Genomic DNA, 20,381 nt, shown 5'->3' with positions numbered 1-20,381 from the left:
TTTTAAAAGGATAAAACCATGCAAGCTTTTCGGTTAGAAGATGATGTTGATGACTATGTCAAAAAAGAATTGACCAATTTAGGGCTTATGAAAAATACGGATTTTAATGTTAAAAGCCAAATGAGTCCTAGCCTTAAAAACGCCCTTTTGAATGCGAGTAAAACCAAAGATAAAACTTCTTATGGCGAGCCAGATTTTAGCTTAGAAAGATACACGCACCCTAAAAATAAAGAGAGCGTTATCCCTGTAATCATAGAAAACAAACTCTACGCTAAAAATTTAAAAAAGCTCAAAAACAGCGCGTTGCAAAACGATGACAATTCCATTTCAAAATACGCCGTGAATGGGGCTTTACACTACGCTCAAAACATCTTAAGAGACAAAGAAAAATATAAAGAATGTATCGCCATAGGCATCGCCGGCGATGATGAAGAAAACCTTTTGATAGAAGTGTATTATGTTTTTGCAAGCGGGATCAATTCGCACAAGCTCACTAACGCTAAAAACCTGCATTTTTTAGAAAATCAAGAATCGTTTAACGCTTTTTATAAAGAATGCACGCTCACTGAAGAAGAAAAACACCTCATCTTAATCAAAACCAAAGCCGAGTTGAACGAAACCGCTAAAAAACTCAACCGCCTTATGCATAACCACAACATCACAGCGCCTCAGTGCGTGCTATACGTGAGCGGCATGCTTTTATCCATGCAAGAAATTAAGGGCAAAAAAGGGGGCTTAAAACCAAGCGATTTAAAAGGCGAAGTAACCGACACTAGCCGTGATGGCGTTTTAGTGTTTAACCAAATCAGCGAATTTTTAAAAACCAAAAACTTGAGCGAAGAAAAACGAGATCTGATGCTCGCTAGTTTTAAAGAAATCAGTAAAGACCCGCAGCGCGATAAAGAAACGAGCCTGGATAAAGCCATCAGCATGCTTTTAGAAAAAGATTCAAGCATCACTAAGCAAATTTTTACCTTTCTTTATGAGTTTGTCCATAAGCCCATTAATGAAAGCGACAATACCGGTCATTTAGACATCATGGGCGAACTTTATAGCGAATTTTTAAAATACGCTTTAGGGGATGGTAAGGAATTGGGCATTGTTTTAACCCCGCCTTATGTAACTAAAATGATGAGCGAACTTTTAGGGGTTAATGCGAAGTCTTTTGTGATGGATTTGGCCGCAGGGAGCGCGGGCTTTTTAATTTCTTCTATGGTGCTAATGATTGAAGACATTGAAAAAACCTATGGTAAAAACACCACTAAAGCGAACGAAAAAATCAAAAACGCAAAAACCACGCAACTTTTAGGCGTGGAGCTTAACGCTGAAATGTTTTCGCTAGCCACCACTAACATGATTTTAAGAGGCGATGGATCAAGCCTAATCATCAAAGGCAACACTTTTGAAACCAGTAAAAAGATTTATGAAGATTTTAAACCCAATATCCTTTTATTGAACCCTCCTTTTAGCTACGAAGAAAACGGCATGCCTTTTATCAAGTTTGGGTTAGAGTATATGCAAAAAGGCGGCTTAGGAGCGATCATTATCCAAGATAGCGCAGGGAGTGGGCAAGCTTTAAAATCCAATGTTGAAATTTTAAAAAAACATTCGCTTTTAGCGAGTATTAAAATGCCCACCGATTTATTCATGCCTCAAGCCTGGGCGCAAACCAGCGTTTATATTTTTAAAGCCCATGAGCCGCACGATTATGAAAAGCCCGTTAAATTCATAGACTTTAGAAACGACGGCTTCAAGCGCACCAAAAGAGGCTTAAATGAAACCTCTAACCCCACCAAACGCTACGAAGAAATCATTAAAATTTACAAAGCCGGCTTAAACGCTAAGGTTTCTAAAGAGCTGTGGGGCGATTTAAAAACAATCTATATTGAAGATTTTATCGCTAAGCCGCACGAAAACAAACATGCTAAAGACTTTAATTTTGAAGCGCACCAAAAGAATGTAATTTTTAAGCTAAATCTAATCTACAAAACGATTACTCTGTTATTATACCAAAAATCTACAAAACTAATCTTAAAGAATGCTTTATTTTCAATTAAAGCTCACATTCTTTTTTCTATTTTTCCTTTATCCTTTCTTTTTTTTGAAAACACTAATAACTACATGTCTAATATTACTTATTAAAAAAACTTCTTTCCCTTTATTACAATATAATTATATGGAAAATTTTTTCCGCTTTCTGTTTAATTATCGTATTCATGGGAGCTCAAAAGCTTAAAATAATCTTAAATTTTTAGGCTATTAACGGCATTTTACTTCGTTATTGTTGCGAAAAAAGTCTCATTCTTAACCCTACAAGATGATTTTTATGGATTAAAAATAATTAAGGGAGAAAGAGATGAGTGATTGTAAAATGAGTAGGGTTAGTAGAGAATTGTTTAATAATATTAAGTCATTTTTACACCATAAGCTTAAAACAATGATACGCATTCAAAGCGTGAATGATTTACAATTGGTCTTAAAATGGCAGGATAGAGTTTTAGAGTGCCAAAGTCTTATCGCATTGAAAGAACTCAATCGCAAGCTTTATAATCAAGGTATTAGGCATACGATTATGATGCAAGGCTTGTTTTTGTTCTTTGAATATTTTGATAATAGGATTAAGCTCAAATCCTTGCACAATCTAGCAGAAGAACAAGTTATAGACTTCTTATTTGGATTAGCCAAAAACAGGAAGCCAAGCTCTATGGCTAAATATGTGATGTATTTAAGACAATTCTTTGATTATTTAGACAGAAAAAGAAACTATAGCTTTGATTTTGAACTTAAAAATCTATCGTTTGCCAAGAAAGAAATGCATTTGCCTAAACATTTGAATAAAAATGATTTTAAGGCTTTTATTCAAGCTCTTCTAAAATACCGTCCCAAAACCAGTTTTGAAAAACGCAATCAGTGTATTTTACTGCTTATTGCATTAGGGGGGTTAAGGAAGTTTGAAGCCTTAGATTTGGAGCTAAAAAACATTGCTTTAGAAAATAACCACTACCGCCTTTTAATCAAAGGCAAAAACAACAAAGAGAGATACGCTTATATTGAAAAAGAGTTTTTGCAAGTTCCTTTGAATGCGTGGCTAAGCGATACTAAACGATTAAAGAGTTTTAAGGGGCGTTTTGTGTTTAAAAAAGCAAAAACAACACCACGCAAAAAACTTGCTCTTTAAAGAGCTTTATCGCTAAAATTTTTAAGCTCTCTAATATTGATGTAAAATCTTATGGATTAGGTTTGCATCTTTTTAGGCATAGTTTTGCCACTTTTATTTATGATGAAACACAGGATTTGGTTTTAACTTCAAGAGCGTTGGGACATAGTTCTTTGCTTTCTACTAAAATCTATATCCATACCACTCAAGAACACAATAAAAAAGTGGCTCTTGTGTTAAAAGGATTGTTAAAAAATGAAAAAAGCGAGTAAGCTTTTAAGAAATCTTGATTTATTTTGATTTTTGAGTTATAATGTATCTACATTCAATGGGCTAACCGAAGCCCACCTTTTCACAAACCACTTAAATTTTCCAAGTCTTTATTCCCAATGCTTTTAATTAAATCATCTAAAAACAAGACGATTTTACTTGGTTCTACACTTATATTCATAGGCATTTTTGCCCTATCATTGTCTTTTAACCCAGTGAAATAAGTCGTAATGCGTGGGCGGTTGTTTGGTTTGGTTTTGAGTAAGTTTTCCCAATGATACGCGCGATTTCTAATCGTCCATAGCAAGTTTAAAGCAATATGAACCTTTGAGGCACTAGATAATGGATTTTTTTTATTGTTGATAAATAATGCATTTTTATTATTGGGGTAATAGGATTTGAAATTGATGCGCTTTAAATCTAATATTACCCCCTCTAATTTATAACAAAAAATAAGCTTAATCACTGCCCCTAAAGACATTTTAGATAAAATCAAAGAATGCGTGATTTCTTTTTTCTTTTCTTTTTGCTCGTTAATTAAATTTGTTAAAGAATTTTCACTAAATACCCAATCACTCCCTTTGATTTGGGTTAAACAATAATCTAAAGCGTTGCGTAAATAAATTTCTAAGCTAGAGATTTTAGGCGTGATGAAAGAAATGAGTTTCAAATTTTCTTTGTATTGCTCTAGGCTATCGTAAGTATCTAATCTTTCTCTAGATAAAATGAGTGCAATATCATTTTTGAAATGTTGTAAATCTTGCATGATTTCTCTTAAGGTTTTTTGAAAAATTATCACTAAAAATAATTTTCAAAAATTGCCCTAAAATGGCCTTTATCATTTGCTAGCTCTATGAGACTTGGGAAGTTCAATCGTCTCCACACCTACTCTAACACCAGGATGTCCTGGCATGTCTCTCATGTTAGCCGTAGTGCTGTTTATCGTAGATTTTGCGTCTTTATAAGCTTCTAGCGTTCTGCCAAACGCTGAACGACCCGCACTCTTAAGACTTCCAGCTATGGCTCCAGCTCCAGCACTAGCCATTTGCACACCTTGATATATGAAGCTTTTAGCATCCGTTAGACCACCTTGTGTGCCAAAGATAGCGTTAATCATTTCGGGGATTTTTTGAATGAAAGTCAGTGAAATTCCTATTACTACAATAATGCCAAATTTAACCACTATTTCATTGCTCCCTCCCACTTTGATTGCGTATTGTAATGCAAAAGAGTTGAATAACACTAATAGCAACAATAAAGGCATGTAAAAAGTCAATGAAATAATCTTTTTCACATAAGACACTAAAAAACCTCTAGTCTGCTGAAAAAACCCTAGCGGTAGCATGAAAATAACCAAAGACAAGTAAATAATTTTTTCTAAATAAGTCATAAAAACATAACAGAAAACTTTGAATAACAAAAACAATTCTAATCCTAAAATAACCAATAACAAAACAGCTGCAATAAGAGTTTTTGGCGATAGTCCATTATTAATTGTGAAGTCTTCATATAATTTATTCAAACTCGTCAAAATTTGTCTGACATGGAATGAAATATTAGCGTTAGTGATGCTGTGGTGCGTGTCTATATTCTTGTGTTCTCTTGCACTATTTGTTTGATATTCCTTAATTACATTAGAAATCCCAGCATTTAGCAAGTTAGCAGGCGTGTCAAAAATTTCTGTTACATGATTTTGAAAGGCAAAACTAGAGCGACCATTACCGCTACTAGAACCATCAGATTTAAAAGCGTAATGATACAAAGAAAGATATCCAACAAATACAAAAAGCATCAAAAAGGTTTTGATTTCAAATAAATCATTGTTTTGATAGTGCTTGAAGGAGTATAAAAGGATCAAAAGCACTCCTAAGACCATACCAAAAGGTTGGACAACATTGGCTAAAGGCTCGCCAATTCCCTTCAAGATCTTGTTAGAAAACGAAATGAAAAACCCAAGAATCTCGCTGTAAAGCCCATCTGCTTGCACAACTAAAGAATCTTGCTTATTGTAAAATAAGTAAGCACCCGTTCCTATGACAGCTAAAGCACCAAGCACTAAAGGATTAGAAAGAAACGGCAAGGCAAGTAGTGGAGCGGCCATGTTATTTAATCTCCAACATTCTTCTATTTCTTTCACCAGCAGCTATTCTCATAGCAGCCGAGCAATCCACTTTATCACCTCCTTTTTCAAAGCATTCGCTATCCTTTTTCAAAGCTTCTTCTATATGGTTTTTATAATATTCTTCCCTTTCTTTCACTTGTGATAGATAATGAGCATGTTTTAAATCTTCTATTCTGTATTTTATAACATCCCAAAAAACCACCACTAAAATCCCTAAAATCCCTAATAAAATCCATGAATTTAATCTGCTTTTAAACATAAAAAATCCTTTTTAAAATATTTGACTAATTTTAACACAATAACCCTTATTTCAATACGGATTAAACGACTGGATATTATCAGAGCTTGGAGCTTCATTATTACTATTTGAATTCACGCCACTTGCCTTTCCTACACTACCATTAGGGAAACCATAAGCGTCCAATTTAGCCCTATAGACTTTTTCTATTTCTTGTTGTTTTTGTTTAAGATTTTCTTGATGCTCTTTGTTATCTTTTAGAGCGTCAGTAGGAATAATATCTTCAAAATAGCCCATTTGTTGCTTGAATGCATAGCTTTGCATTTGTGCCATCAAACCCAGTGTCTTATTCATGAAGCTTAAATTTTGAGCGATTTCTAAAGCAGTTTCTACGCTTAATTGCTGGAATCGGTGTTTGTAGTCATTGAACACTTTAGCGGCTGCTTCACCTTTTTTACCAGCAATATCCCTACTATAATCTAAATTGAGCTCATCAAATTGTGCTTTTAAGCGATTAACATTGAGCATGTTAGGGATGCATTCGCTTTTGCCATTTCTGTTTTCTTTTTTGCAATAACCTTTTTTAACATTCTCATCGTTAAACCCAAAAGTTTTAACACCCAACTCATTATCCATTTGACTAAACGCTCTATCTTGGGAAGCTACAGCAAGCTGTTTGACTTTAGCATACACATTTGAAGCGATTTGTCTTTTTAATTCTTCTTTTTCAGCTCTAAGTTTTTCATAGGCCGTATAGTCGTTATTGAGTAGAGCTAAAGTCATTTGGCTGTCTAATAATTGGATTTTTTTAGCCGCTTCTAAATTGCCTTTTTGAATGCAAATGTATTCTAATAAGGCTCTGCCTCTAAGTCCAGCTCCTAAATCGTTCGCCGTGCTGATTTGAGTGTTGCCTATGGCGTTAGCAAAATCCTTTAGAGCCTTTGTGTTAGCGCTTTCTTTCCCCTTGCTCGTGAAAAATTGGTGTAAGTTTTTCTCTGTAGGACTTGCGTCCTGACTGACATCCCAATTGAGTTCAGGGCATTTTTCAGAGATGCGTTTGGCTGCAATTTGATTGCGTATATCATAGTTTTGTGCATTTTCTTTGATCCTTTCAGCGTTGTCTTGAACTTGTTTGGCAAAACTTTGGGTTTTTTCTACATACTGCATGGGATTGGGGACGCTTAAAATACTGCCTGTTAGAAATTGATTGGTTTTGTTCAAAACATCATTCACTTTGTTGATGGAATTAAGAGTCTGATTAGCCCTATCTAATGTGTCTTGAGCGAGCTTGATCCTTTCAGTGATAGTGGCTAAATGTTTAGCCCACTTGCTTTCATCCCATGCTCTTTTAGCACCATTCCAAGCGTTCTGCGTAGGATTATCTACAATCATAGCCACAGCGTTTAAGTGGTTTAAAGCAACCGCCAATAACAAAATAAAGGATTTTTTTAAAAAAGTCTTTAACGCTTTCATGCCTTATCCTTGAAAAGGTCTATAAATCAGTCTTTGAGCGCAAGAAATTTTATTATCACGCCAATGATACCAATTCTTACCAATTTTTGTGCTTTCACTCCAAATGCTGTATTGAGAGCAAAAGCCTTCATTCTGATTGAGGTAGTAATTGGACCAATCAATATAGCCTTGCGATTGTTTAAGATCATTATCCTTGTAATAGCCTTGATGGATTTCTACATACTTCAAATAATCATTACTCAAATGCAATTCGTTTTTCAAAACGCTTTGAGTCCTGTTGATGGTGGTTTGAGTGGTGATAAGATTGTAGGTTGTGGGGCTTTCATTATCTTGGGCTGGGCGCAAATAAGGTTGAGTGGTTTGAGTGGTAGTGGTTTTGTAAGTGGCGCTCCAATCAGTGATACTAGGATCAGTATGGAAATATTGCGGTTGGCAACGATTGACTCCATAAGGTTTTTGGCATTGTTCTCTCTCACCATAATTTTTCCTTTCTATCCTAAAATAATGGCTTGTAGTAATATCGCTTAAGACTTTAGAGCTGGACACACCCATCACATAAGGGCTAACAACCGCACCGCTTTTAATCCCTGCTTCAAAATTACAAGGCGTAACTTCTACCCATTCGCCATTAAGCTTGTTATAGCTTTTTAGCATTGTAGGTCTTTTGGCTTCTAATTTAGCGTCATTGTATTCCCATTGACCGCATGCAAATTCTTGATATTGCGAGCTTAATTGGGTGGCAATCCCACGATTTAAAATCTCTTGCTTGTTAGGATTGCTGGGATCATTGTAATATTGATCTACTATGGGCGTTAAGGTTTGGGTTTTATCGTTTTTTTCATACCTAACAATCCTGTCTTGCACCCTTGCATAATCGCTGCAAGGCACAGCGACATGGATTAAATTATCCATCCCACGAAACACGATTTCAGTTTGAAAGGTTTGCGTTTTCCCCATACCATAACCTTTATCGCTCGTGGTTTGTAAGGTGCATTTGCTGTCATCTTTGTAAAGTTGCATGGCGTATTGAGCGCCTTGTAAATCCACACAACCACCGATATTTTGCGTTTTATTTTCCCTGTCTACATAGTAGTATTGCGTTTGCTTGATGGCTTTACCGGCTTCAAAATCGTATCTATAAGCGCATTTAGTGTCATCTCTTAAAGCGTTCATAGAAATACAAGAGCCATCTTTAGCGATAACATCTAGTTTCATCGTGTTGTTGGGGCTTAACTCTGGCGCTTTACAATACTGGCTGGAGTAATTGTTTTCTTGCGAACTAGGATTGGTGGCGTTATTAGAACTACTGCCATTAGTTGGGCTAGTGGTGTTAGTGGGATTATTGGAATTGTTTGTGTCGCCATTACCAAAAGGAATAGGGAAAAGCCCCCCATTCCCTAAACTCCCACCACTTGAGCTATTATTATTAAAATTGTCATACCCTCCTGTGTTATTGTTAGTAGAGCCATGATTAGTGAAATTATTCTCATAACCCCCTACAGAGCCACCGCTTGAAGAGTTAGATCCATTCACCCCATCCACCCCTAACACGCCATCTGTATCAATACCACTGCCTATTGCATTATTATTTGAATTATTCCCATTACTCCCACTGCTCCCATTTATCCCATCGTTGCCATTTATCCCATAGCCGTTACTCCCATTTGCACCATCTTTACCATTGATAGCGTTATTGCTAGGGCTATTAGGATTGTTATCGTAAGCGGAACTATCAGAGCCATTACTAAAAGGCGTGTTAGCGTACATAGGGTCATTGGTCGCTTTGGTTTGAGCGGTGTTTTCTAGCTTTTGGTATTCTTCTTTGCTAATACCTAAAATCTTAGCTACTTCTTCAGCATTCTCGCCCTTTAAAACAAGGATAGTGGATTTTTTAATCTTGGCGTTAGGAGGTATTTTTAAACTGGTTTTAGCGCTACTAGTCAAAGGAAACGATTGATTGTCTCTTAAAAGACTGGTGATTTCTATATCTATGCTGTTAGTTGCATTGTTTCTAAAATAAAACCCATGAGCTTCTACTTTAAACACCCTCTTGCCTAACACCACCCTGCTTTCTATCGCTCCATTAGGCAAATTAGCGTCAATTTCTTTAGTGGTGATAATACTCAAAGCATAAGCTGGACTAAGCAAACCTAATAAAAACGCTCCTAGAATAAAGCAGAAAAATAAAAAATGGGTATATGGATAAGTTTTCATTTGTTTTTGCTCCTTTATTAAAGCTTTTGTTGGGGGATTTTTGTGTTGATTTTTCATTAGCGCTCCATTCCAACATTTTTGGTTAGTTTTTTTGAATACAAATAAGCGCTACGCTCACTAGCATTACCGGTAGCGACTTTATAGGGAGTTTTGCTGTTGTAAGCTTGTGTGCTAAATTTTTTGCCAACATAATTGCCATTAGCGTCCATTTGATTTTCAAACATGTCCGCTACAAGCTTGTTGTAGTCAGTATTTGAAGTTAGATCCGAATTTGAAAGCGAATGATTTTGTTTAGAGTTATTGGTTTTATTGTTAGGCTCTTTTACATTATTTTGTCCTACATTATTTTGAGTGGTGCTATTTTCATTAAAATGAGATAATTTAGAATTATTTTGTGTTAATTCTTCACTCATAGAGGCGTTTTCTTTGCTTCCAAACTCCCATGATTTGAAAGTTCTTGCGTCTATTTCATTGTTTTCTAAAGCGGTGTTTAAAGCTTGTTCTTCGTTTGCATTTAAAGGCTGTAGTATTTCTTTTTCTTTTTTAGGTATTTTAAGTTTTTCAGCAATATTTTCATTAAAAATTCCCAATGAATGATTATAAGTTCTAACTAAAAAACCTTCTGTTTTATTGATGGGCAAGTGTGCGATATTGTTTCTAATGGCATACTCAGTGGTCTTATTGATATTTTTATTGTGCAAAACCGCTTCTATTAGGCATTCTTGTAAAAATTCCTTATGACTAGGTCTTAGATTACCTTTTTTGTTGTTGATTATCAATAAAAGCACTTGCATTTCTTCATTAGTCATGCCGTTTTTAGCTCTGTCTTTTAGAAATTTTTTAAATTCCTTATCGCTAAATCGCTTGTTAGAGCCTTTTTCTTTTTCATTAAAATGATTTTTAGCTTCTTCAACGCGACTCCTTAAAACATTAACGCCTAAAGAGTGGTTAAAACCCAGTGTCTCTTTTGATTCTTTTTCCTTGCTTTCCAGTTCTTCTTCTTTTGAAGCTTCTTTTTTGTCAAGGGGAACAAGTTCGCCGTTTTCCTTATTATATTCATTGTTTTGCAATCCGCTTTCTCTTTTTTGATCTCTAATAGGAGCAATCTCTTGTTTTTCTAATTTTTCTAAAGATCCAATGAATGCGTTTAATAATTCGCTTGAGTTTTCATCATTGTCAAGGCTGGGATCATAATCTCTATTGGTCTGATAAAACTCTAGTTGCTCTTTAAAAGAGAGGCTGTTTAACTCTTGCATGAATTCTTTGACCAACTCGTTATCTTGGGCTTTTATCATCTCATTTTTATTTTTAGCGAAAGCCAAATCTTTCATAAAGGCTTTCATCATGTCTTTAGACTTATCATTAGAACCAAACATCTCATACCAATACAGAAAAATGCTTTTAAGGTCTTTTAAGTTTTTTCTTGCTTTATCTATCATGATGAGTTACCTTTCAATACCGCTAGAAGCTTTATTTTTCTTTTGATAATAGCTTTGAGATTGAGAGCGCGTTTGGGTTTGTTGCTTTGTTTCATTTGCTAATTGATTGTATTTTTCATTTTTAAGCAGAGTGTAGCTACGCATTCTTTCCAATAAAGCTTCATTCCTGTTATCTGGAGACAAATCTTTATGCAAGTCTTCGTAAATAATGTTTGTCTTGTCTCTTTTTTCTTGCGAATAATCTTTTTGATGGAAGAGCCTAGTCTTATAGGCATAGTTTGAGAGCTTGTCCAAGTTTAAAGGTTTGATTTTTTCCTTGTTAATGCTTGGAAACATTTCTACATTATAAACAAACTTGAATTGCGCTTGGGGCTCAATGTCTCTGTAGGCAGGTTTGAACACCTTTTGACCATTTTCAATGACAGGAAACTGCTTGTGTTTAGGTTTTTTAGTGTTTTTATCAATCACTAATTCGCCATTATTATCCACTAAAGGCACAAGCTCTTTGTTTTTGATAAACATCAAACGAACAGGCGAGATTTCCTTATCTTGAGTGGCTTTAAAAATCGCATCTCTTTCTTCTTTGCTCGCTCCAAGCATTTTAGCTTCATCTAAACTCACCCATGCATTACTTTTAAATCCCAAGCGGTTCTTTTCCATATCTAAAAGCATGTCGTTAAGATTGCAATAAGGTTCGCCGTTTAAAGCGTTATGTCCTCTTTCTTTGTTAGCCACTATTTCAGGTTTGTCCCAAAAAGGCGAGTTTTTTTCTTTCAAACCTTGAATAATCCTTGTTTTAAGATAATTGATTTGACCGGATTTAGCTTTAAGTAAAGCTTCTTTGCTTTCTGAATTATCTGGTTGATTGGGTGTTTTTTGCGCCTTATCTTCTTCTGAATTGTGTGAATAGTTTGAATTTTGTGGTGGCTCTTGCTTAAGCCCTCCCCTTTCTAATAAGATGTTTTGCAAATAATCAATCATGCCATTGATTTGTGCATCGCTTAAGTTGTTAAGATTATTCATATTCTTCTCCTTGTGGGTTAGATTTTGCAAAATCTCTTTGAGCAATGTATTCTTCGTGTTGGGTTTCTATGCTCAATTCATCGCAAAACCCAGCTTCATAGAAAGCGTCTTGTTTTAATGTGTTTTCATTTTCTTGCATAATAGCTCCTTAAAAATATTGATGAGAAAAAACTTGCCATAAGTAAGGTAAACGAAAAAAGGCACATGGATTTTAAAAAATGCTCTAATTTTGAAAAAAATGTGCGTTTCTTTATTTCTCAAATTTGGTTTTACTTGTAAAAACCTACTCTAAAGGATTACACATGCAAAAAAAGAAAGCTAAAAACCCACAACCGAATTTATTTAGCATCTTAGATAATAGTGATATTGCCATAAGCAACCCTACTGAAGAATCAGACAAGATCAATGAAATACAAGAGCCACTCCCTTATGTCGTTAAAACGCAAATCAATAAAGCCAGCATGATTTCTAGAAATCCTATTGAATGGGCGAGGTATTTAAGCTTTGAAAAACGAGTGTATAAGGACAATAGTAAAGAAGATGTTAGGTTCTTTGCTAATGGTGTGATAAAAGAAAGTTCTCGTGTTTATGAAGCGAATAAGGAAGGGTTTGAAAGGTGCATCACTAAAAGATACGATCTGATTGATACTATAAGAAATAGAGAATTTTTTCCAAGAGAAATTGAAATTCTAACTTACACAAACAGCTTAGAAGAATTGAAAGAGCAAGGTTTAGAAATCCAATTGACCCACCATAATGAAACGCATAAGAAAACCTTAGAAAATGGCAATGAAATCGCTAAAGAATACGACTACCTTAAAGATATTTACCAAGAAGTAGAAAAAACAAAAGATGGTAAATTGGTAAGAGAAATAATACCCAGTATTTCTAGCGCTGAGTGTTTCAAGCTCTATAACAAACTGCCTTTTGAATCAATAAACAATGAAAATACCAAACTGAATACTAACGACAATGAAGAAGTTAAAAAACTATCGGTAAGCTTGAATGAAGCAATCATTCAAGCTAAAGAGGGTGGTAATGAGCGGCAAAATTCTAACGCAAACAACAATAACCCTATTAACAACACAATAGAGACTAATACTTCTAACAATATTATTAAAAATAATGATAACAATCATCCAAATTTAAGCGTTGCTGATTTAGAATTAGAGCAACAAAATTTAGGAGAACCAAATGAAAAAGAAAGAACGAATCGCGCAGATGAGCCGGGCAGAGCTAGAGCAGGAATTCCGCAAGAAATTCACCGCAGAAGCGAACCTAAAGGACAGCAAGAGGGAATGGAGCGATCGAGTGATGAAGAACTTTCACACCAAGACCCTAGTTTATTTACTGAGCCTAGAGAGCAGGGAGGAACAAGAGGAGTTTATAGACCTAGCGACCAACAGGCAGTTTCAGAAAAATCCCATAGAGAGAGAGATAGACTACATGAACATGTATCTAGAGGAGATGGAATATCAGCAAGAGCAAATAGCAATGGCGCATCAAGTCAAGCAAGCCGAATGGAAAATGGAGCAAGAAGCGAAGAAAAGGGGGATAATCCCCCAAATGAGAGAGGAGTATCACAGCCACCGCAATCCCCATCTCATCAACAAAATAGCTCCAGAGATTTGGGGCTTTCTCTCTCTAGAGAACAGCCAGGACAGACTGGACGCTTACGCCTTTTTGATCATGGACAGATGGGCTCATTATTTCCCACAGACCATGAAAACCAAAGATCACAGAACAATAACGAGCTTGATAAAAGCGGTGATAGAGCAAACGAAAATGGAGACAAAAGCCCTAGACAGAATGGGAGCGCAAATCAAGAGAGCACAAGGGGTGAGCGATTTGGAATTGCTCCAGGAAGCTCAAATCAATCAGTATTATTACCTGCTCAAAGCCGATTACATCATGCAAGACTCATCACACCAAATGGACTTGGAAACCTTGAACAAAACAGGGATCAAGAGGGAAGACTTTTATCAAATTTAGATAATTTAGAAAACTTGCTTAACGCTATTAGAAACAACACCATAGCGAGTGAGTCTGACTTTAGATCCAGGCTCTTAGAAGCTATTTACCACAACGAGCCTTTAAAGGATAGCCTTGTGGGGGCACAACTCCTTAAAGACCCTACGACTAAAGTCTTTTATGACAAATTCCAATTAAAAATCAGCCCTAAAAAAGTCTTAGAGATTTTAGAAAATCGCCTTAAAAAATCCATTGAAACAGCGAACGAAGCCTTAAACGCATTCAACGCGCCAGATAGTCAAGCTATTGATAAAAACGCTATCTCTAATAATAGCGTAGGAGTGAATCCCGCACAAGAGAACGAAATAACAGACAATAGCGTAGAGTTGAATAACGCGCAAGAACAAACCGCGCAAGAGCAAGACACTCAAGAAACCGTGCAAACCGCGCTAAAACAAGAAACACAAGAGCAAGAAACACCCACCACGCCAACCATCCCCCTTAATCCTAAGATAGATTTTAAACCGAGCGAAGAAGTTTTAATTAAAGGGGCTAAAACCCGCTATAAGGCTAACATTAAAGCCATTAAGCTTTTAAAAGAACTGCAAGCCAAACAAGAGATCTTAAAAGGCGATTATTACGCCACTTTAAAAGAGCAAGAAATCCTAGCGCAATTTAGCGGATGGGGCGCTTTAGAAAGCTACTTTAAAAAAGATCAACGCCCTAAAGAATTTGAAGAATTAAAAGCCTTACTCACTAAAGATGAATTCAGAAGAGCTTATTTGAGCGCAAGAGACGCTTACTACACCCCTAAATTGGTTATTGATAGCATTTATCAGGCTTTAGATCGATTAGGGTTTAATAACGACAACTATCCAAAAGAAATCTTTGAACCCAGTTTAGGCACAGGCAAATTCATCGCTCATGCGCCAAGCGATAAGAATTACCGCTTTATCGGCACAGAATTAGATCCTATTAGCGCTAATATTTCTCAATTCCTTTACCCTAATCAAGTCATCACAAACACCGCTTTAGAAAACCACCAATTCTATCAAGAATACGATGCGTTTGTGGGCAATCCTCCTTATGGCAATCATAAAATCTATAGCTCCAATGACAAAGAATTGAGTAACGAGAGCGTTCATAATTACTTTTTAGGGAAAGCGATTAAGGAATTGAAAGATGATGGCATAGGGGCGTTTGTGGTGAGTTCTTGGTTTATGGATGCTAAAAACCCTAAAATGAGAGAACACATCGCAAAAAACGCCACCTTTTTAGGCGCGATAAGACTGCCTAATAGCGTGTTTAAAGCAACAGGAGCGGAAGTTACGAGCGACATTGTGTTTTTCAAAAAAGGCGTTGAAAAAGCAACCAATCAAAGCTTCACTAAAGCCATGCCTTATTATGACAAGATACTCAATAGCTTGGATGATGACACCCTTTTTGCCTTACAAAACAACCGCTTTGATAGTTTCACCCCTAGCGACCAACTTAAGATTGTCATTGCGGTTGCAAACCATTTTGGTTTCAAACAAGAAAAATTGCAACGCTGGTATGAAAAAATAGACACCACTAACTTTGGCTACAGCGCGCAAGATTATCAGGTTATCAAAGACTTCATGGATAAAGTTGGTGAGAATAATATCCATCTCAACGAACAAACCCTAAATGAATACTTTATCCACCACCCTGAAAACATTCTAGGGCATTTGAGTTTGGAAAAAACCCGCTATAGATCTGAAGTCAATGGCGAACAAATTTACAAATACGAGTTGCAAGCTTTAGAGGATAAAAGCTTAGATTTATCCCAAGCTCTTAATCAAGCGATAGAAAAATTGCCTAAAGGTGTCTATCAATACCATAAGACTACCCTTAAAACAGACGCTATTATCATTGATGCAAATAACGAACGCTATCAAGAAGTCCAAAAGCTTATCAAAAATTTAGAAAGGGGGGAATTAGTCAAGTGGGATAGTCTTTATTGCCAACTAGAACAAAATAATGAAATGGGCATCTTTTTAAAACCCACTAAAATCAACTCTAAAGCCCAAGACTCACGACTAAAAGCCTATTTTAAAATTAAAGACGCTTTGAATGATTTAACGAGCGCAGAATTAAACCCCTTAAGTTCTGATTTAGAGCTAGAAAACAAGAGGGCTAAACTCAATCTTGTTTATGATGGATTTGTCAAGAAATTTGGCTACCTCAATGAAAACAAAAACCGCAAGGACATCAAACAAGATTTGTATGGCGCTAAAGTCTTAGGATTAGAAAAAGACTTTGAAAAAGAAATCACCCCTAGAAGCGCTAAAATGCAAAACATAGAGCCAAGGCAAGCTCAAGCCAAAAAAGCTCAAATCTTTTTTGAAAGGACTTTGAACCCTAAAAAAGAACTTATTATCACTAACGCTAAAGAGGCATTAATTGCAAGCATCAATCAAAAAGGGTGTTTGGACTTGCATTTCATTAGAGATCATTTCACAACCCAAAGCTTAGAAACCACGATTAAAGAACTTTTAGAGCAAAAACTAATTTATAAAGACCACAAGGATAATGGCGATTATATTTTAGCGAACGATTATTTGAGCGGCAATGTGAAAAGAAAACTCAAAGAAGTTAAAAAAGCCATCAATCAAGGCGTGGAGGGATTAGAGGCTAATGTGAAAGATTTAGAGCTGATTATCCCTAAAGATTTGAAAGCCACTGAGATCATGGCTAATATCAACAGCCCTTGGATACCCACCTATTATTTAGAAGAGTTTTTAATGGAATTGAGCGCTAACCATTATGAAAAGCAATACGGCGATAAAATGACGGATTACCAACTAGACAATCTCAAAGAAAATATCAAAGTAGAACACCTAAACGGCGCTTATGAAGTTTCTATTAGAAGCGATGAATTAAACGAGCTTTATGGCATCAGGCACAAAGACAAGCCGCATTCCTATAAAGCGCCTTTTGAAAGTCTTTTAAATAGGGTTTTAAACAATAAGGATTTGAGCGTTAAATACGCCCAAGTTGATCCTAATGACCCTAAAAAAGAAATCTTTATCACTGATGAAGAGCAAAGCAATCTCGCCAGACAAAAAGCAGAAGAATTGAAAGAAGCCTTTAAAGACTGGATTTACAAAGACTATGCAAGAAGAACCCATTTAGAGCAAATCTATAATGACACTTTCAACAACCTGGTTTTAAAAACCTATGATGGCTCGCAATTAGAACTAGAGGGCTTTAATCACAATATCAAATTGCGACCCCACCAAAAGAACGCTATTTTTAGAACTATCCAAGACAGGGCAGTGTGTTTAGACCATCAGGTTGGAGCAGGCAAGACTTTGTGCGCTATAGCCAGTTGCATGGAACAAAAACGCATGGGATTAGTGAATAAAACGCTCATTGCCGTGCCTAACCATTTGACCAAACAATGGGGTGATGAATTCTATAGGGCTTACCCTAACGCTAATGTGTTAGTCGTTGATAGCAAGGACATCACTGAAAAAGAAAGAGAGCTTTTGTACAATCAAATCGCTAACAACAATTATGACGCTGTGATTATCGCGCACACCCATTTGGAATTATTGTCTAACCCTAGAGAAATCATAGAAGGATTGAAAGAAGAAGAGCTGGTGAATGCTGAAAAAAACTTTGAAAGGCAAGAATTAGCTTATAAAAATAACCCTAGAGAAACTAAAAAACCCAATGAAAGAGCCTTTAAAAACAAGCTGGATAAAATCCGCGCTCAATACGATGCGATTTTAGAAAAACAAGGCTCTCATATTGATATCAGTCAAATGGGGATTGATAATTTGATTGTGGATGAAGCCCACTTATTCAAAAATCTAGCCTTTGAAACTTCTATGGAAAAAATTGCAGGGCTTGGTAACCAACAAGGCTCTAATCGCGCTAGAGATCTGTATCTCAAAACCCGCTACTTGCATCAAAACAATAAGAAAATCATGTTTTTAACCGGCACGCCTATAGCCAATTCTTTGAGCGAAATGTATCACTTGCAACGCTATTTAACCCCTGATGCGCTCAAAGAAAGAGGGTTAGAATTCTTTGATGATTGGGCTAAGACTTATGGGGAAGTGGTGAATGATTTTGAATTAGACACTTCCGCTCAAAGTTATAAAATGGTCAATCGCTTTTCTAAATTTAGCGATGTGCAAGGCTTAAGCACCATGTATAGAGCCTTTGCGGATATTGTCTCTAATGATGACATTTTAAAGCATAACCCCCACTTTGTGCCTAAAGTGTATGGGGATAAGCCTATCAATGTGGTGGTGAAAAGAAGCGAAGAAGTGGCTCAATTTATTGGCGTGGCTTTAGAAAATGGCAAATATAATGAAGGCTCTATCATTGATAGGATGCAAAAATGCGAGGGCAAGAAAAATAAAAAAGGGCAAGACAATATCCTTTCTTGCACCACAGACGCTAGAAAAGTGGCTTTGGATTACCGCTTGATTGATCCAAACGCTAAAGTGGAAAAAGAATTTTCTAAAAGCTATGCTATGGCAGAAAATATCTATGAGAATTATTTAGAAACTCATGCCACTAAAGGCACACAACTTGGTTTCATAGGGCTATCCACGCCCAAAACCCATAGCCAAAAAGTGAGTTTAGAAGTGTTAGATAACGCTAACGAAACCGAAAACAAAAATCCCCTAGATGAAGCTCAAGAACTTTTAGAGAGCTTGTCTAGCTATGATGAAAACGGCAATCTCATCGCTCCTAGCAAGAAAGAATTAGAGAACGAACTCAAAGAGAAAAAGGCTAAAAGCGTCAATTTAGATGAAGAGCTGGCTAAAGGCTGTTCGTTTGATGTTTACAGCGATGTTTTAAGGCATTTAGTCCAAATGGGTATCCCACAAAATGAAATCGCTTTCATCCATGACGCTAAAACCGAAGAACAAAGGCAGGATTTGTTTAAAAGAGTCAATCGTGGCGAAGTCAGGGTTTTATTAGGCAGTCCCGCTAAAATGGGAGTAGGCACTAATGTGCAAGAAAGATTAGTCGCTATGCATGAATTAGATTGCCCATGGAGGCCTGATGAATTGCTGCAAATGGAAGGGCGTGGGATAAGGCAAGGCAATATTTTGCACCAAAATGACCCTGAAAATTTTAGAATGAAAATCTATCGTTACGCCACTGAAAAGACTTACGATAGCCGTATGTGGCAAATCATAGAAACTAAATCTAAAGGCATAGAGCAATTTAGAAACGCGCACAAATTAGGCTTGAATGAATTAGAAGACTTTAATATGGGGAGTTCTAATGCGAGCGAGATGAAAGCAGAAGCGACAGGCAATCCCTTGATTATTGAAGAAGTCAAATTGAGAGCGGAGATTAAAAGCGAAGAATCAAAATACAAAGCTTTCAATAAAGAGCATTACTTCAATGAAGAAAGCTTAAAGAACAACGCTTCTCAATGGGATTATCTTAAACAGGAATTGAAAGATTTAGAAACGCTTAAAAGCTCCGTGATAATCCCCACTCATACAGAGATCAAGCTCTATGATTTGAAAAATGAAGAGAGTAAGGATTATGAGCTTATCAAAGTTAAAGAGGTAGAGCCTTTAAAAGAAAACGCCTCTATGAGTGAAGAATTAACACACAAGAAACTCAAAGAACAAAACAAGCAAATAGCCGAACAAAATAAAGAAAAACTAGACGCTATTAAAAAGCAATTTGCAAGCAACTTGAACACCTTGTTTGTGAATGAAGAAAGAGATTGTAAGCTTTTAGAATACAAGGGCTTTGTGGTGAAAGCTTATAAAACTAAGTATCAAGTGGAGTTTAGTTTAAGCCCTAAAGACAATCCCAATATTGCCTATAGCCCTAGCAATATGGTTTATAAAAACGATACGGGCAACATGTTTAGCTCTTATAATTTCTGTGCTGAGATCAAGTTTGATGGGTTTTTAAAGAAGTTGGATAACGCTATCACTAAACTCCCTGAAAAAATCAAGGAATTAGAAAACTCCATTGAAACCACTAAAGAAAATATCGCTAAATACACCAGATTAGTGGAGCAAAAACTTCCTTACCCACGATTAGAATACTTGCAAGCTTTAAAATGGGATCATAAAACTCTAATAGACGATTTAGCCAAAATGGGTAAAGACAGGGATTATAAGCCTGTATTCAACCCTAAATCTAAAGAAGTCTTAAAGAAAATGAACGCTGAAAAAAGAGCGAGTTTAGTGGATGAGAGGGAAGAGATAAAAGAGCAAGCCAACCAAGAAGCGTATAAGCCAATGAAAAAAGCGGCTAATGATGATTACGACATGGGGATGTGAGTTCCACTAATGCTTTCAATAACATGTGTTTAAATAATGTTATTGAATTTGGCGTAACGCCTTTTAATATTCTTTTTCTCTAAATTTTTCCCTTTTAAAAAACACCCTAAAAAACCACCACTAATAAATTTTACTAACCATTACAAAAAGAACTAACAGATAACATAACTATTTA

The 20,381-nt window shown here is 36.1% G+C and carries 10 protein-coding genes and 1 pseudogene; 3 read left to right on the top strand and 8 right to left on the bottom strand.

Features of this window, described 5'->3' with window-relative positions:
• Positions 1 to 18: 18 nt before the first annotated feature.
• Both AYS37_RS07010 and AYS37_RS08915 read left to right on the top strand, forming a co-directional pair.
• On the top strand, positions 19 to 2,142 hold the full coding sequence (locus AYS37_RS07010) for an HsdM family class I SAM-dependent methyltransferase (RefSeq protein WP_001147713.1): 2,124 nt from the start codon (positions 19 to 21) through the stop codon (positions 2,140 to 2,142).
• Between the two features lie 214 nt (positions 2,143 to 2,356).
• A pseudogene (locus AYS37_RS08915) lies at positions 2,357 to 3,429 on the top strand (tyrosine-type recombinase/integrase).
• Positions 3,430 to 3,509: 80 nt separating this feature from the next.
• Here AYS37_RS08915 and AYS37_RS07000 read toward each other — a convergent pair.
• The 8 genes from AYS37_RS07000 to AYS37_RS08675 form a co-directional block, all read right to left on the bottom strand.
• Positions 3,510 to 4,193: a hypothetical protein gene (locus AYS37_RS07000; RefSeq protein WP_001153486.1), complete on the bottom strand. Its 684-nt coding sequence runs from the start codon at positions 4,191 to 4,193 to the stop codon at positions 3,510 to 3,512.
• Positions 4,194 to 4,265: 72 nt separating this feature from the next.
• Positions 4,266 to 5,528 (bottom strand): type IV secretion system protein, encoded by a 1,263-nt coding sequence (locus AYS37_RS06995; RefSeq protein ID WP_000729941.1) that lies wholly within the window; start codon positions 5,526 to 5,528, stop codon positions 4,266 to 4,268.
• A gap of 1 nt (position 5,529) precedes the next feature.
• Positions 5,530 to 5,808 (bottom strand): hypothetical protein, encoded by a 279-nt coding sequence (locus AYS37_RS06990; RefSeq protein ID WP_000477191.1) that lies wholly within the window; start codon positions 5,806 to 5,808, stop codon positions 5,530 to 5,532.
• Between the two features lie 51 nt (positions 5,809 to 5,859).
• Complete coding sequence (locus tag AYS37_RS06985; protein WP_000645640.1) at positions 5,860 to 7,260, bottom strand: hypothetical protein; 1,401 nt, start codon at positions 7,258 to 7,260, stop codon at positions 5,860 to 5,862.
• A gap of 3 nt (positions 7,261 to 7,263) precedes the next feature.
• Positions 7,264 to 9,531, bottom strand: coding sequence for a hypothetical protein (locus tag AYS37_RS06980; RefSeq protein ID WP_000795740.1), 2,268 nt, complete (start codon positions 9,529 to 9,531; stop codon positions 7,264 to 7,266).
• Positions 9,531 to 10,913, bottom strand: a complete 1,383-nt coding sequence (locus tag AYS37_RS06975; RefSeq protein WP_000565633.1) for a hypothetical protein — start codon at positions 10,911 to 10,913, stop codon at positions 9,531 to 9,533. Before AYS37_RS06975 ends, AYS37_RS06980 begins: the two co-directional genes overlap by 1 nt.
• Positions 10,914 to 10,919: 6 nt before the next feature.
• A complete protein-coding gene (locus AYS37_RS06970) occupies positions 10,920 to 11,936 on the bottom strand; it encodes an ArdC-like ssDNA-binding domain-containing protein (protein ID WP_001061508.1) in 1,017 nt (338 codons plus the stop codon).
• A complete protein-coding gene (locus AYS37_RS08675; RefSeq protein WP_001157188.1) occupies positions 11,929 to 12,075 on the bottom strand; it encodes a hypothetical protein in 147 nt (48 codons plus the stop codon). The genes AYS37_RS06970 and AYS37_RS08675 overlap by 8 nt, the downstream gene beginning before the upstream one ends.
• A gap of 163 nt (positions 12,076 to 12,238) precedes the next feature.
• Here AYS37_RS08675 and AYS37_RS06965 point away from each other — a divergent pair, with 163 nt between their 5' ends.
• Positions 12,239 to 20,206 (top strand): helicase-like domain-containing protein, encoded by a 7,968-nt coding sequence (locus tag AYS37_RS06965; RefSeq protein ID WP_001169873.1) that lies wholly within the window; start codon positions 12,239 to 12,241, stop codon positions 20,204 to 20,206.
• Positions 20,207 to 20,381: the final 175 nt, after the last annotated feature.

It is taken from the genome of Helicobacter pylori NQ4053, assembly GCF_000274605.1.
GTDB classification, from domain to species: domain Bacteria; phylum Campylobacterota; class Campylobacteria; order Campylobacterales; family Helicobacteraceae; genus Helicobacter; species Helicobacter pylori_CV.
Note: the sequence above shows the minus strand (reverse complement) of the source record. Positions and strands in the feature narration are given on the sequence as shown.